The 14,756-nt window shown below is 61.6% G+C and carries 12 protein-coding genes; 1 reads left to right on the plus strand and 11 read right to left on the minus strand.

Annotation, left to right across the window (positions count from 1 at the left end; translation table 11 throughout):
* Positions 1–328 precede the first annotated feature (328 nt).
* The 5 genes from FE782_RS26315 to yicI form a co-directional block, all read right to left on the minus strand.
* Positions 329–1,903: a response regulator transcription factor gene (locus FE782_RS26315; protein ID WP_138197347.1), complete on the minus strand. Its 1,575-nt coding sequence runs from the start codon at positions 1,901–1,903 to the stop codon at positions 329–331.
* Entirely contained in the window at positions 1,900–3,696 is a 1,797-nt protein-coding gene (locus tag FE782_RS26320; protein WP_138197348.1) for a sensor histidine kinase, read from the minus strand. Before FE782_RS26320 ends, FE782_RS26315 begins: the two co-directional genes overlap by 4 nt.
* Before the next feature lie 113 nt (positions 3,697–3,809).
* Positions 3,810–4,469, minus strand: coding sequence for an SGNH/GDSL hydrolase family protein (locus FE782_RS26325; protein ID WP_138197349.1), 660 nt, complete (start codon positions 4,467–4,469; stop codon positions 3,810–3,812).
* Entirely contained in the window at positions 4,462–6,504 is a 2,043-nt protein-coding gene (locus FE782_RS26330; protein ID WP_138197350.1) for a beta-galactosidase, read from the minus strand. The genes FE782_RS26325 and FE782_RS26330 overlap by 8 nt, the downstream gene beginning before the upstream one ends.
* Before the next feature lie 79 nt (positions 6,505–6,583).
* A complete protein-coding gene (gene yicI / locus FE782_RS26335; RefSeq protein WP_138197351.1) occupies positions 6,584–8,851 on the minus strand; it encodes an alpha-xylosidase in 2,268 nt (755 codons plus the stop codon).
* A gap of 109 nt (positions 8,852–8,960) precedes the next feature.
* On the opposite strand from yicI, the gene FE782_RS26340 reads away from it, so the two are divergent.
* Positions 8,961–9,833, plus strand: coding sequence for a helix-turn-helix transcriptional regulator (locus FE782_RS26340; protein WP_138197352.1), 873 nt, complete (start codon positions 8,961–8,963; stop codon positions 9,831–9,833).
* 571 nt (positions 9,834–10,404) lie between these two features.
* On the opposite strand, the gene FE782_RS26345 is transcribed toward FE782_RS26340, so the two are convergent.
* The 6 genes from FE782_RS26345 to FE782_RS26370 form a co-directional block, all read right to left on the minus strand.
* Positions 10,405–11,388, minus strand: coding sequence for an NAD(P)H-quinone oxidoreductase (locus tag FE782_RS26345; RefSeq protein WP_138197353.1), 984 nt, complete (start codon positions 11,386–11,388; stop codon positions 10,405–10,407).
* Entirely contained in the window at positions 11,385–12,005 is a 621-nt protein-coding gene (locus FE782_RS26350) for a TetR family transcriptional regulator (protein ID WP_138197354.1), read from the minus strand. The genes FE782_RS26345 and FE782_RS26350 overlap by 4 nt, the downstream gene beginning before the upstream one ends.
* Positions 12,002–13,147 (minus strand): YhgE/Pip domain-containing protein, encoded by a 1,146-nt coding sequence (locus FE782_RS26355; protein ID WP_138197355.1) that lies wholly within the window; start codon positions 13,145–13,147, stop codon positions 12,002–12,004. Before FE782_RS26355 ends, FE782_RS26350 begins: the two co-directional genes overlap by 4 nt.
* Before the next feature lie 96 nt (positions 13,148–13,243).
* Positions 13,244–13,468, minus strand: a complete 225-nt coding sequence (locus FE782_RS26360) for a DUF2905 domain-containing protein (RefSeq protein ID WP_138197356.1) — start codon at positions 13,466–13,468, stop codon at positions 13,244–13,246.
* Positions 13,469–13,485: 17 nt separating this feature from the next.
* On the minus strand, positions 13,486–14,112 hold the full coding sequence (locus tag FE782_RS26365) for an MBL fold metallo-hydrolase (protein ID WP_138197357.1): 627 nt from the start codon (positions 14,110–14,112) through the stop codon (positions 13,486–13,488).
* Positions 14,113–14,127: 15 nt separating this feature from the next.
* Positions 14,128–14,694: a thioredoxin family protein gene (locus FE782_RS26370; protein ID WP_138197358.1), complete on the minus strand. Its 567-nt coding sequence runs from the start codon at positions 14,692–14,694 to the stop codon at positions 14,128–14,130.
* Between the last annotated feature and the right edge of the window lie 62 nt (positions 14,695–14,756).

The following is a 14,756-nucleotide window of genomic DNA, read 5'->3' on the forward strand; positions in this document are numbered from 1 at the left end:
CACAAGAACCAAGTTCAGAAAATTAAATCTAATTGACGCATCCATCGTCCCGATGGATACCCCTACCTAAAATACACAAACTTCTGGACACTACCACCCGCGCCCGCCGAAGTCCCGGCAAACCTCTTCGCACTTGCCAACCGCCGAACTAGATAACGCTAACTATGCGCTTATCTCCGCAAATAACGCCATATTTGACACTATTGCACACCCGCGCCCGCCGAAGTCCCGGCAAACCTCTTCGCCCGCACCGACCGCCGAACTCGATAACGCTAAATATGCGCTTATCCCCGTAATTAATGTCATATTTGACACTATCGCCGGCTCGCTACCGATGCGCCAGCTCCTGATATTCGCCCGGCGTCATGCCGACCGCATTCTTAAAGACAGTGCAGAAATACGACGTGTTCGGGATGCCGACCTCCTTGGCGACGCGCGACACCTTATACTCGGACCGGCCGAGCAGCTCCTTCGCCTTGTCCATCCGGCATTCCGTCAGACGCTCGTGGAACGTGCGGCCCGTCGCTTTCTTGTACAGCGCGCCTAAGTAGTTCGGCGACAGAAACACTTCGGCCGCCGCCGCCGTCAGGCTCAGATCGGTAGACATATAACTCGTCTCGATCAGCCGGTTCACCTTGCTGACGATGTAATCGTCCTTGCCCTCCCGCTTGTTCGCGAGGAACGCGATCATGCTCTTCGCCGCGGCAAGGCCGTGCGCGCGGAACTGCCGCAGCGTCGAAAGCCGGTCGAACCGAGCCGCCGCCTCCCCTTCGCTCGCCTCCGGGTCGCCGGCGAGCATCGACAGCTCGAAATACAAGCCTGTCAAGTAATTGCGAACGTATTCCCGCTCCGCCCCGCGCTGCGACGAGATCGCGTCGAACAAGCCGCTCGCGGCGTCGACCGTCTTCTTCTCGTCGAGCGCGCTGACGCCGTACACGACCTGCTTCGCGTACGCGCCGACCTTCGCCAGGAACTCGTTCGCCTCCGCGTAGAACGCCGCCTTCTCCCGCTCGACGGCTTCCGGCAGCGTCACGCCGGACAACCCCCAGAACACCGCGTACTCGAGCGCGCTTCTCGCCGCGCGGACGGACTTCCACGCCTCCGTCAGTCCGTCCGCCGCGCCGCCGACCGCGACGACCGCATCCTCCGGCCGGACGAAGCCGCCGGGCTTCGCGAGGCGCGCCGCGAGGCCGTCCGCGACCGCTCGCGCCGCGGCGTCGTCCGCCGCCAGGACGACGGTCCACGCGTGCTCGACGGCGCCGCCCGCGTCCGGCAGCGCGAGGCAGGGCGCGCCGACCGCGCGGCGCACGTCGTCCTCGGCGAGTCCCGGCACGCCGGCGAACGCAATCGCCGCGAACGCGCCGGACGCCGACGCGAAGCCCGCCGCCTTGCGCAGCTCGGGGGCGCGCTCCTTCGGCAGGCGCCCCTCCATCGCGTCCGCCGCGAGCTTCGCGATCGCCAGCGCCCGATGCTCCAGCGCCGCGGCTCTGAGCTCCTCTTCGTCGCGGCGGCGCCGCCGGACGCGCGCGCATTCCTCCACCGCTTCCGTCACGGCGCGCTGCAGCTCTTCCTCCTCGATCGGCTTCAGCACGTATTGATTCACCTGCGTCTGCAGCGCCCGGCGCGCATATTCGAAGTCGCTGAAGCCGGTCAAGACGACGATGACCGTCTCCGGCATCGCTTCCTTGATCTTCTTGGCCATCTCGAGGCCGTCCATGCCGGGCATCCGGATATCGGTAATGATGAGATCCGGCTCGAGCTCGAGCGCCCGCTCCCAGCCGTCGATGCCGTCGCGCGCGGCGCCGACGATTTCGATGCCGAGACTCGCCCAATCCAAGAAATCGAGCAGCCCTTCCCGCTCCCACCGTTCGTCCTCCACGATCAGCAGCTTGTACGTCGTCATCCCCGTTTCTCCTTCCCGAACATGATCGTCACGGCCGTCCCGATGCCCGGTCCGCTATGCATCTCGAAGCGATATTTGTCGCCGTAGTACGCCTGCAGCCGTTCCATAATATTTTTGACCGCGTAGCCGCTGCCGCTCCCGCCGGAGCGGATGCTGCGGCCTTCCCGAATGTCCCGCAGCCGGTCCTTCCGCATGCCGACGCCGTCGTCGATCACTTGATAATACAACATGTCGCCCGCGACGCCCGCTTTGATGATCAGCGTGCCGTGATCCCGCTTCGGCTCGATGCCGTGCACGAGCGCGTTCTCGACGACCGGCTGCAGCAGGTTCTTGGCGGCGGTATACGCATAGACCGATTCGTCGATTTCGTAAATGACGTCGAAGACGTCCTCGTAACGAAACTTCTGAATTTCCAAGTACGCCTTCACCATCGCGACTTCGTCTTTAATTAAGATTTCGCGGCGCCCCTTGTTCAACATCAAGCGGTAAAACTTGGCGAGCGCGTTCGAGATGTCCGCGATTTCCTTCGACTTCGCCTTGCGGGCGACCCACGAGATCGTAGCGAGCGAGTTATACAGAAAATGAGGATTCACCTGCGATTCCAACGCCCGCAGCTCGGCCTCCCGCTCCATGAGCTGGATCTTGTACACCGTCTCGACGAGCTCGTGAATGCGCCCCGTCATCAGATTAAAGCTTGAAGCGATCTGCGAAAATTCGTCGTTGCCGAACGCCGGCACGTTCGCGGTCAGCGAGCCCTCCTTCACCTGCTTCATCGCCCGCAGCAGCAGCTTCAGCCGCGACAGCAGAGCGCTGGTGATGAAGTAAACGAAGGCGCCGAGCACGAGCAGCGCGAAAAACAACACGATCGCGATCTGCCTCGCGGACTGCTGCACCGCCTCGGTGAACGCCGACACCGGGAACAGTCCGACGATGCGGAGCCCGATGCGCTCGATCGGCACTCCGATGACGATCGACGGCTCGCCGCCGATCGTGCGCACCTCGTTGAAGGCGCCCGACGGGAGCTCGCCGATGCCGAGGTCGGCGACGTTCCGCCCCGCCCCCGCCGGATCGCCGCCCGTCACGACGTTGCCCTGCCCGTCCGCCACGAATACGTTCCCGAGCTGGACGGAGCCTTGGCCGTCCAGCATGTCGAACATGACGTCCTCCTTAACGTCGATCTCGAGCACTCCTACCTCTCCGGAATAACGGAACGATTGAATGATTTCGTAATACGAGAAGACGTTCGGAATGTCTCCTCCCCTGAGCGGCACGTTCAGGTGCACGAGCTGCGGATGCAAGCCTCGCCAGCCCGTCGTCGGCCGCGAGGGACGGAACAAACCCGCGTATTCCGGCAGTCCTTCCAGCCGATCGATCCAGTAGAAGCTGTCGTACAGCTCGGGGATCGAGGCGTTGAACATGTAGATGCGCAGCGACGCGATGTACGGATTTTGGCGGAGCACGTTTTCTACGAACGGAGAAATTTCCGAGCGGTATTCCTCGTATTGGTACGATTCCCCCGTGAACGTCGTGCCGAGGAACGACTGCAGCTTGATGTCGGAGGCGATGAGCTGCGAGACGTTCTCGATCAAGCCGACCTTCTCGAGCACGCTGTCCCGCGTCTGAATCAAGTTATGCTCCATCACCTGCTGCGCTTGTTCGACCGCCGAATCCGCGAGCTGCGTGTACAAATAAACCCCCGACCCGGCCAAGGAGACGGCCAGAATACAGGAGTAAGCGATTACGAACTTCCATGTGACGCTAAGATTGCGGAACGAAAATTTGTACGGCCCCATAACGGCGCCTCCCTTCGAATCGAAGTATATCAGAAAAAACCGCCCCCATCTCGAGTAAACTGTACCCTGTTCCAGGGCTGCAGCCTACTTGCGACGGGAACGGTTCTCTCGCGTTACTTCAAGGCGAAGCGGCTGTTCTGTACGGCATTCAGCCATTCGCGGGCGATCAGTTCGTGGCCGGCGTACGTCGGATGGACGCCGTCCCAGAGCCAATACGCGGCCGGCGCTCGTTCGCAGGCCCGTTCGAACGGCTCCTGAAGCGGCAAGAAGACGGCGTCGAACCGCTCGGCGAGCTTCCGTACCGTCGATTGGTACTCGGCGAGCTTCGCCCGCCAAGCTTCCCACTTCAAGGCGGGCGCGCCGACGTTCAAGATGAACGGCTCCATCAGCACGAGGCCCGTGTGCGGCGACTTCTCCCGCGTCTCCTCCAGCACGTGCGTGTAGGCCCGCTCGAACCGGTCGGTGACGCCCTCCGGCAGCTCGTTCATAATGCGCCAAGCGTCGTTGACGCCGATCAAGACGGACAACAAATCCGGATGAATATGGAAGAAGTCCTCGTTCCATCTCGCGTACAAGTCGGAAATCCGGTTGCCGCTGATGCCGCGGTTGACGAACCGCGGCGCCTTCTCGGCGAGCTCGAAGCCGAGCTTCGCCGAGATCAGGTACGGATAGCTGTGCCCGAGGATATGGTTCTTGTCCTCGCCGCGCCCGCGGCCGCCGTCGGTGATCGAATCGCCTTGGAACAAGACGACGGTACGTTTGTCGTTAGACATGGGAAGCATCCCCCTCCGTCAAAATCACAACGCCGTGCGCCGGTACTTCGACGGCGCCGCGGCGAGTTTCGCCGGTCAGCGCGTCGGTCCAGACGCTCTCCCCCATGTCGGCGACGCTCGCCGTCTTGTTGTGATTGAGGAGGAATAAGATGCGCTTGCCGTCTTTCGTGCGAACGGTCGCTTCCAGCCCTTCCGGCGTGTCGAGAATCGGCCGGATGCCCGCCTTGTCGCACAGATTCTTCAAGAAGCCTTGCATGAACGCCTTGTCCGGCGATGTCGCGACGTACCACGCCTCGCCTTCGCCGTACTTATTGACCGTGACGGCCGGCATGCCCTTGTAGAAGTCTTCGCCGTACGTCGCGATCGCTTCGGCGCCCTCGAGGTGAATCAGGTCGCACAGGATCGATCCGTCGTATTCGCCGTTCAGCGCGCCGACCGCGCCGTTCATGACGATCTTGTTCGTCTGGCCCGGCAGCAGCGCGTCGATCTCCTCGGCCCAGATGCCGAGCACCTTGCGCAGCTCGCCCGGGTACCCGCCGCACGTGACGAGATCGATCTCGTTCACGATGCCGCTGAAGAACGTCGTGACGAACGTGCCGCCGCGATTCACGAACGCTTCGACCTTGTCGGCGAAGCCCGGCTTGATCATGTACATGACCGGCGCGATGACGAGCGAATACTTGTCGAGTGCTTCCTCGACGGAGATCATGTCCGTCTGTACATTCATATGGAACAGCGCTTCGTAATATTTATGAACTTCTTCGGGGTAGTTCAACGCCACGGACGGGCCGCTCGACAGCTCGATCGCCCAACGATTTTCCCAATCGTATACGATCGCCGCCTTCGACTCGACGCGCGCGTCGAGAATCGCGTCACCGAGAACACCAAGCTCGCGCCCGACCTCCGCGCATTCGCGGAATACGCGCGTATGCTCGTGCCCGACGTGCTCGATGACGGCGCCGTGGTATTTCTCGCACGCCCCGATCGAGCGGCGCAGCTGGAAGAACATGACCGTGTCCGCGCCGCGCGCGACCGCTTGATAACTCCAAAGACGCATGACGCCGGGACGCTTCAGCGCATTGTACGCTTGCCAGTTCTGCTGGCTAGGCGTCTGCTCCATGAGCATGAACGGTTGACCGCTCTTGAGGCCTCGCATCAGGTCGTGCGTCATTGCCGTGAAGCTTACCGGCGTATCGATCGACGGGTAGTTGTCCCACGACACGACGTCCATATGCTTCGCCCACTCGAAATAATCGAGCTCGGGGTAGAAGCCCATCAGGTTCGTGGTGACGGGCACGTTCGGGGTAACTTTCTTCAGCTCGTCGTATTCGATCTTGTAGCAATCCAATAAGCTCTCGGACTGGAAACGACGGTAATCGAGCGAGATGCCTTGGAAATTCGTCCGGTTATGGCCCCACTCCTCGCTCAGCTCGCTCGGCGGCACGATCTCGTCGAAGTCGTAAAACGTGTGGCCCCAAAAGCGCGTATTCCATGCGCGGTTGACCGCGTCCAGACTCCCGTACCGCCGCTTCAGCCAGACGCGGAACGCCGCGGCGCAGTTGTCGCAGTAGCAATAGCCGCCGTATTCGTTCGAGACGTGCCAGATGAGCAGTCCGGGGTGATCCTTGTATCGCTCCGCGAGCTTCGCCGCGAGGCGCGCAGCGTACTTGCGGTACGTCGGACTGTTCGGACAGGAATTATGTCTCCCGCCGAACTTCCGCTTGCGGCCTTGCTTGTCGACGCGCAGCACGTCCGGATATCTCTTCGCCATCCATGCCGGATGCGCGCCGGTCGCCGTCGCGAGGCAAATATAGACGCCGTCCTTGTAGAGTCGATCGATCGTCGCGTCGAGCGCGGAGAAATCGTACTCCTCCTCGGAGGGCTGAATGAGCGCCCATGAGAAGACGTTGATCGTCGCCACGTCGATGCCCGCGAGCTTGAACATGCGGGCGTCCTCCGCCCATGTCTCCGCATCCCATTGCTCGGGGTTGTAGTCGCCCCCGTACCAAATTTTCGGCAGCTTCTCGTTAATCACCTTTCCGTTCGCCTCCCTGAATCATGCACGTACGCGGCGGCGAATAGGCTTCGCCGCCGCGCATCGCGCAATTATGAAATTACAATGTAATGGTTACCGAAGTGTCGCCGGCGTTCGCCGCAACCGTCTTGCCGCCGATCGCGACGCTCCACGGCTTGCTCGAGCCTTGCGTCTCGACGCGAACCGTATTGCCGGATCTCGTCGCGCGAGCCGTCATCGCGACCTCGCCCTTCAGGTCGTACACCGTCGCCGTCGCTTCGCCGCCGTCCGCGAGCTCGAACGCATGGAACGTAATGCCGTCCGTATAGTCGTAATCCGGACGCTGATCGTCCGCTCCGACCGCGATGAGCGAGTTTTCCTTCACGAGGAACGGCAGCGACATATAGCCGTGCTTCTCCTCGCGCCACTGTCCGCCTTCGATCACCTCGCCGGTCATCCAGTTCGTCCAGCGGCCCTTCGGCACATAGTACTTCGCGATGCCCTGGTCGTTGAAGATCGGCGCCACGAGCAGCTTGTCCCCGAGCATGTACTGCCGGTCGAGGTAATGGCAGGTCGGATCCTCCGGGAACTCGAGCACCATCGCCCGCATCATCGGAATGCCCTTGTCGCGCGCTTCGACCGCATACGAGAACAGATGCGGCATTAGCTTGCTCTTCAGCTCCGTGAAGTAGCGGAGAACGTCGACCGACTCCTCGTCGAACAACCACGGCACCCGGTACGATTCGTTCCCATGGAGCCGGCTGTGGGACGAGAGCAAGCCGAACGCGACCCAACGCTTATAGATGTCGGCCGGCGCCGTCTTCTCGAAGCCGCTGATGTCGTGGCTCCAGAAGCCGAAGCCGGAGAGGCCGAGGGACAAGCCGCCGCGCAGCGATTCGGCCATCGAGTCGTAGTTCGCGGAGCAGTCGCCGCCCCAGTGTACCGGGAACATCTGACCGCCGGCCGTCGCGGAACGCGCGAACAGCATCGCTTCGCCTTTGCCGCGTCGCTCTTCGAGCACGTCGAATACAGCTTTATTATATAACTGCGTATAGTAGTTGTGCATCTTTACCGGGTCGGAGCCGTCGAAGTAGACGACGTTCTCCGTCGGAATGCGCTCGCCGAAGTCCGTCTTGAAGCAATCGACGCCCATGTCCATCAGTCGGCGCAGATGGCCTTGGTACCAAGCGACCGCGTCCGGATTCGTGAAGTCGACGAGGCCCATGCCCGCTTGCCACAGATCCCATTGCCAGACGTCGCCGTCGGTCGTCTTGACGAGGTAGCCCTTTTCCATACCTTCTTTGAAAAGGGGAGACTTCTGCGCGATATACGAGTTGATCCAAACGCAAATGCGAAGGCCGCGATCCTTCAAGCGCTTCAGCATGCCTTCCGGGTCTGGGAACATCGCCGGGTCCCACTCGAAGTCGCACCACTGATATTCCTTCATCCAGAAGCAGTCGAAGTGGAACACGTGCAGCGGAATGTTGCGCTCCGCCATCCCTTCGATGAACGAATTGACCGTATTTTCGTCATAGTCGGTCGTGAACGACGTCGTCAGCCACAGGCCGAACGACCAAGCCGGCGGCAGCGCGGGCTTGCCCGTCAGCTTCGTGTAATTGTCGAGCACGTCCTTCAGCGTGTCGCCGCCGATGACGAAATACTCGAGCGCCTCGCCCGCGACGCTGAAGCCGACCTTCGAGACGACCTCGGAGCCGACCTCGAACTCTACGCGTTCAGGGTGATTGACGAACACGCCGTATCCGTTGCTGGACAAGTAGAACGGAATGTTCTTGTAGGCTTGCTCGCTGCTCGTGCCGCCGTCTTCGTTCCAAATCTCGACCGTCTGGCCGTTCTTGACGAAGTTCGTGAACCGCTCGCCGAGACCGTAGATTTGTTCGCCGACGCCGAGGTCGAGCATCTCTCGGAAATATTGCTTTCCGTTATCGTCGATGTGGCCGACGCCGCGCGTCGCCGAGCCGGTAAGGCGCTTGCCGTTCTGCGCGAATTCCAATCCCCAGTTCGGAGCCGTCCGAATGTTGGCCGTGAGCCCGCCGGTCGTGAACGCGATGCCTTCCTCGCTTCGTTCGATTTGTACCGGGTGATTCGCCACGCTGTTGATGTGGAACGCCGGGCCGCGCTTGCGCTTCCCTTCGTGATGCGACCAGCGCACGCGGACGACGTTCGGCAGCGGGGAGCTGATCTCCGCCTTGAGCAGCGCCGCGTTCAACGTGTCGCCCTTGATGCGGACTTTCTTCGTAGCATTGTAAACGGTTACGCTGTCCTGCGTCGCGTCCACGTCCCGTACGTCGACGGGCTGTTCGATATTCACGCCTTTGCGGAGCATCCAATATCCGTTATTAAATTTCATTAGAATCCCTCCCGTTCTTCATCTATAATGATATTGTCGAACTGGAATCAAATCTGCATCAATTTTGCCCATTATTATACCGATTTTGACATTTCAGGCGGTGAAGAGCATGAATAAAGCGACATTGAAGGAAAATCGCGTCCACGGCGAGCCCGTCTACCCCGTCAGCACGTACCGATTCTCCTGCGGGCCGGAAGAGCCGCTGATGGACTTGCATTGGCACGACGAGCTGGAATTTTTGCTTCTCGTCGAAGGCGCGGCGGCGTTCCGCGTCGACACGGCGGACTTCGAGCTGCGCGCCGGCGAAGCGATGTTCGTCAATAGCGGCGAATTGCATTCCGGCCGCGTCCTCGGCGACGAACCGGTCACCTTCCTCGCCGTCGTCTTCGGCGCCGACCTGTTCGGCGACGTACGCGAGAAAGTGTACGACCGGTATATTTTCCCGTTAGTCCAGCGAAATTATGTCGTCCCTACGAAAATAAGCCTCGAGACGACGGCGGAACGCGCCATCGTCGCGTTGCTGCGCGAGCTGTTCGATGCGAACGAGTCGGGGGCGCCGATGCGCGAGCTGACGACGAAGGGGCTGCTGCATCTGTGCCTCTCGAAGCTGCTCGCGCTCGGCGGGGAAAACCGCCGCGCCGAGACGACGGACGGACGGATCGAACGTCTGAAAACCGTGATCGAATACGTCGAGGCGCGATGCGAAGAGACGATCGCGCTGCGGGATTTGGCGGCGCTGGCGGGGATGAGCGAGGCGTATTTTTGTCGGTTCTTTAAGAAAATCACGGCGAAGACGCCGGTGGAGTATGTGAATTCGGTCCGCATCCAGCGCGCGGCCGAGCTGCTGCGCCGCACCGACCGCAAAATCATGGCGATCGCGCTCGAGGTCGGCTTCAGCAATTTGAATCACTTCAACGGGGAATTCAAACGCCGCTTCGGCTGCACGCCGTCGGACTATCGCCGCCGCGCCGCCGCGGGATAGCAAGCGTAAGAAACGACCGTAACAGGAGCAAAGTCGTTCTGTGTCTGGTTTCGGCCCTTTTTTGCCGTGCCTGCGCTCCTGCGGAGGGTCTTCTCGCATTCCAGCCGCGCTGCCCTTTCTGTCCACTGCGTAGATTTCTAGTTCGTTGTCGAGGATACTTTCCCCCGAGCTTCTTTCTCATCTGGTTTCTTCTGCTCAGGAAGTGGATTTCGTTTCCCAGTGACTGTTTCCCCTGATTTCATCCCTGTACTTCATTTCAAATCCGATTTCTCTAACTCAGGTGGCCCCCTTCCCGAGCAAAGGAAATCGCATTTGAAAGAAGCGACCAAGCACACCCCAGACTCTCCCTACCGCCATAGAAACCTACCAATCGTCGAATCCAGACCATCCCTGAGCAAAGGAAATTAACTTAGAAAGAAGCGACCAAGCACACCCCAGACTCTCCCCACCACCATAGAAACCTACCAATCGTCGAATCCAGACCATCCCTGAGCAAAGGAAATCACCTTAGAAAAGAGTGCGGAAGACAAGCCCGGCCCTTTGCAGTCGAGTCTGTCTCCGCACTCTTTCTTTAGAGTCGCAATATGATTTTTCCGATGTTGACGTTGGATTCCATGCGGCGATGCGCTTCCGCGGCTTCCTCGAACGGGAAGACGGAATCGACGATCGGACGCAGCCGACCGTCGGCGAAGCGCGGCAGCGCGAAAGCGGCGAAATCCTGCGTAAGCGAGATTTTATCCGCGACGGAACGCGAGCGCAGCGTCGTGCCGATGACGTGGAGCCGGCGCGCGAGCAGCGTCCCGAGCGAGAAGCCGCCGGGGACGGCGGCGCCGCCGAGCGTGCCGATGACGATAAGGCGGCCGTCGACCGCGAGCGTCGCGAGATGATCGGCGAAGTACGGCGCCCCGACGAAGTCGAGCGCGATGTCGACGCCGGCGCCGTCCGTGCGCTCGAGCAGCCATTCGCGGAACGAGCCGCCGCGATAGTTCCACGCGGCGGCGGCGCCGAGCGACAGCGCCGCCTCGAGCTTCGCCGCCGTGCCGGCGGTGGCGTAGGACGCCGCGCCGGCTTCGCGGACGAGCTGTATGGCGGCGGTGCCGACGCCGCTTGCGGCCGCGTGCACGAGCACGCGATGCCCCGGCCGCAGTCCGCCGAGCCGCCACAGGTTAAGGTAAGCGGTCAAGAACGCTTCCGGGATCGCCGCCGCCTCCTCGAAGGAGAGCGGCTCGGGGATGGCCATCGCCATGCCTGCGGGGATGACCGCGTACTCGGCGTAGCCGCCGCCCGGCAGCAGCGCGCACACCCGGTCGCCGACCCTCCAGCCGTCGACGTCGGCGCCGACCGCCTCGACGATCCCCGCCATCTCGAGGCCGAGAATGTCCGTCACGCCCGGCGGCGGGGGGTACTTCCCCATGCGCTGGAGCAAATCCGCACGGTTGAGGGCGGTCGCCCGCACGCGCACGAGCAGCTCCCCGGCGCCCGCGGCGGGCGTCGGCCGATCGACGAGGCGGAGCGTCTCCGGTCCGCCGAACGGTTCCGCGACGATCGCTCTCATGTCGGCGCCCCCCCTTCGCCGGGCGCCACGGCGCCCAGCGCGCCGTAGACGTAGCGGATCGTATCCGCGATGACGTCTTCCGATCGCTGCGGCCCCTCGAGAAACAGCGGTTGGAAGTAATACGCCCGTTTATGGAACATCATGGACCCGAGCACCATCAGCAGCGTCGTATCGAGGCACCGGAACCGGAAGACGCCCTCCTCCCGCCCGCGCTGCAACATATCGCGCAGGGCGCTCCAGATCGGGAACGCCCGCGCTTGAATGATCGAGATGCGGGGAGAACGCATCATGATTTCCTGCTCCATGATCGTCGACAAATCCGGGTCTCTGAACACGTAAAGCATCACCTGCTCGATCAAGGTCGCTACTCCTCTCGCAGGCCGTTCGAACGCCTCTCGGAACGGCTCCATCGCCTCCTCGGCCGGGAAAAACTCGTCGAACAGCGCCTTAAACAAATTGTCCTTCCCGCCGAAATGGTACGACACGAGCGCCACGTTCGCGCCCGCCGCGTCGCATACCTGCCGCACCGTCGTGCCCTCGAAGCCTTGCTTCGCGAAGAGCGTCTTCGCCGCGAGCAAAATCTTGGTCCGGACGTCCGGCTCGTTCGCCGCCGTCATACGGCCGCCGCCCTCGGCGAGGATTTCATCCGCCGAATCGCCGCCGCCCCGGCGCTCGCCGCGAGGCAGACCGCGATCAGAACGAGGAGCGAAACCGAAACGCCCGCGACGCTAGGTCCGCCGAACAATAAATCCATCAGCCCTTCGACGGCGTACGTCGCCGGCATCGCGTCCCCGAGCGAGCGGTAGAAGTTAGAGAGCAGCTCCCGCGGCACCATCGCGCCGGAGGAGACAAGCTGCGCGGACAGCAGGATAATGTTAAACACCATGCCGCCCGGGCCGAACAGCAGCAAGAAGATTTGAGCCAAACTCATGAAGGCGAACAGGAAAAGCGTCTGGAAGCCCCACAGCTCTAGGAAGACGTTCGCCGGCGAACCGCCGAACAGCGTGACGAAGGAGACGCCGAACAGACCGACGACGATCGCCGTGCCTGCGTTGATGATCTGCCTTGCGCCGAACCGCTCCCACTTGCCGAATCGCGACGACAGCGCCATCGACGACTGCTCGAGGTTCATCGCGAGCAGCATCGAACCGACGTAAGACGCGAGCACCATCATCATCGGCACCATCTGGCTGGCGAGGCTCGCGACGGGATTCGAATAGACGACGTCGCTCTCGACCCGCGTCGTCAGCCCTTCCGCCATCGCGACCGCCTGCGCCTCCGGCAGCTGCAGCTGCACGAGCGCCGCCTTCACGCCGTTCGCGGCGGCCATCGCGTTCACCGTCGTCGTCACCTGCGACGCCGCGCCCGCCATCATGTTCTTGATCGTAACGGGATTCGACTCGTTAATGTAATAATGCAACGTCGCCCGGGACTCCGGCGCGGACGCCGCCGCGCTGAAGTCTGCAGGGATGTGCACGACCATCTGCACGTCGCGCTCGTTCAACCTCGTCTGCGCGTCCGCCAAGTCGCCGACCGCTTCGACTTGGAACGGCAGCTGCGACGCCAAAGCGTCCGCCACCGCGACGCCGAAGCCCGCGTCTTCGTTCACGACCGCCACGCGCAGTTGATCCGCGTGGTCGTTCACGCCGTCATACCCCGTCATCCAGACGACGCTGAAAATCAATTGAAACAATACCGCCGTCGCGATGCCGACTTTCGTCATCGGCAGCGCGAAGAACGCTTTAAGCACTTGCCCCATCCTAATCGCTCCTCGTAATTAAATAACCGTTTAAATCAAACGTTTGTTTAACAAACTACCAAAAAAAACCGCGGCCGTCAAGCGCCGAAGCACCGACTACCCGCGGAACATGCGAATGACATACAAGATTAATGAGCCGACGATGCTGATCACGATGCAAGTGACGATCGGGAAGTAGAACTTCACGTTCTCTCGCTCCACCGCGATATCGCCCGGCAGACGGCCGAGAAACTGCAAGTACTTCCCGCCGAACTGCCAGACGACGCCCAGCGCGATCAAGACGATTCCGCCGATGATCAATAGCTTCGCTGTCGGATTCATTTGACCGCGCCTCCTCGCTATACGTACGGATTGTGTTCCTTCTCGTACCCGATCGTCGTCCTCGGCCCGTGGCCCGGATAGACGATCGTCTCATCCGGCAGACGGAACAATCGGTCCTGGATCGAGTTGTACAGCTCCTTCGAGCTGCCGCCCCGAAGATCCGTTCGTCCGACGCCCATCTTGAACAATACGTCGCCGCAAAACGCGTGCGTCCCCCAGACGAGGCTCACGCTTCCCGGGGAATGGCCCGGCGTGTGGTACACGCGGAACGTCTCGCCGAGCAGCTTCAGCGACATGCCCTCGTCGAGGGCGTACTCCGCTGGCTCCGTGACGACGGGGCCGCCGATGTCCGGCCAGTTGAGCGAGCCGTTCAGCTTCGGATCCGTCAGCCAATCCGCCTCGGCGTCATGCAAATACACGGGGCAGCCCTTCGCCTTGCGGACCGCGTCCACCCCGCCGATATGGTCGAAGTGCGCATGCGTCAGCACGATCGCCTCGATCTCGAGCGATTCTATGCGGCGCAGCAGCGCCTCCGGTTTCTGGCCGGGATCGATGACGATTCCGGTGCCCTTAGCCGAGTCTGATAACAGGTATGCATTCGTCGACAACGGCCCCAACGCGAACGTCTCGATGCGAATCGTCATGCGCGTCGGCCCGCCTTAAAAGCTCGAGATGAGCTCGCGGAGCTCCTTCACGATCAACTGCTGATAGTCCGTGCCTTCGCCGTACCGCGCCATGATTTCCTTGCGCGTCTCCGCCAAGTTCGTCTGATAGTCCGGCGCTTCCCGGTCCGGGTTTTCCTTCTTGAACTTGACCATCGGCTCTTGCACGTACGTCGGGCGCGGTCCCCAAGTGCCGAGCACGAAGCCGCCGGTGTCGACGAAGATGACGACCGGAATCGAACGGCCGCCGAGCGTCAAGAACTGGTCCTGCACGTCCATATGTTCTTCTTGAACGAGAAATTCGACCGGCACGCCGCTGTTCTCGAGCGCCTTCAAGACGACCGGTACGTTCCGCACGACGTCGCCGCACCAATCCGCCGCGAGAATGACGCAGCGCAGATCGTCGCGGTTGTTCAAGCTTTCGAAAAATTCCTTATCGTCCTCGTCCGCCCAAGCGAACTTGTCCCCCCAGGAGAGGAACGCCTCCTGGTTCTTAGTCATCGCGTCGATGAAGCCCTGCGGGGTCAAGCCTTGCCCCAGCTTATGCGCGAGCGATTTCGTCATGGTCGTCGTCCTCCGTATTCTATCGCGAAAAATAATAACGCTCCCTTATTGTACCAAACCGA

Origin of the sequence: Paenibacillus antri, assembly GCF_005765165.1 — a bacterium.
GTDB lineage: Bacteria > Bacillota > Bacilli > Paenibacillales > YIM-B00363 > Paenibacillus_AE > Paenibacillus_AE antri.

What these genes read in the sequence shown, in the direction of transcription:
- FE782_RS26365 (WP_138197357.1), bottom strand. Translation starts at nt 14,112, where the DNA reads ATGACGATTCGCATCGAGACGTTCGCGTTGGGGCCGTTGTCGACGAAT.
- FE782_RS26340 (WP_138197352.1), top strand. Translation starts at nt 8,961, where the DNA reads ATGAATAAAGCGACATTGAAGGAAAATCGCGTCCACGGCGAGCCCGTC.
- FE782_RS26315 (WP_138197347.1), bottom strand. Translation starts at nt 1,903, where the DNA reads ATGACGACGTACAAGCTGCTGATCGTGGAGGACGAACGGTGGGAGCGG.
- FE782_RS26370 (WP_138197358.1), bottom strand. Translation starts at nt 14,694, where the DNA reads ATGACGAAATCGCTCGCGCATAAGCTGGGGCAAGGCTTGACCCCGCAG.
- FE782_RS26320 (WP_138197348.1), bottom strand. Translation starts at nt 3,696, where the DNA reads ATGGGGCCGTACAAATTTTCGTTCCGCAATCTTAGCGTCACATGGAAG.
- FE782_RS26345 (WP_138197353.1), bottom strand. Translation starts at nt 11,388, where the DNA reads ATGAGAGCGATCGTCGCGGAACCGTTCGGCGGACCGGAGACGCTCCGC.
- FE782_RS26355 (WP_138197355.1), bottom strand. Translation starts at nt 13,147, where the DNA reads ATGGGGCAAGTGCTTAAAGCGTTCTTCGCGCTGCCGATGACGAAAGTC.
- yicI (WP_138197351.1), bottom strand. Translation starts at nt 8,851, where the DNA reads ATGAAATTTAATAACGGATATTGGATGCTCCGCAAAGGCGTGAATATC.
- FE782_RS26325 (WP_138197349.1), bottom strand. Translation starts at nt 4,469, where the DNA reads ATGTCTAACGACAAACGTACCGTCGTCTTGTTCCAAGGCGATTCGATC.
- FE782_RS26350 (WP_138197354.1), bottom strand. Translation starts at nt 12,005, where the DNA reads ATGACGGCGGCGAACGAGCCGGACGTCCGGACCAAGATTTTGCTCGCG.
- FE782_RS26360 (WP_138197356.1), bottom strand. Translation starts at nt 13,468, where the DNA reads ATGAATCCGACAGCGAAGCTATTGATCATCGGCGGAATCGTCTTGATC.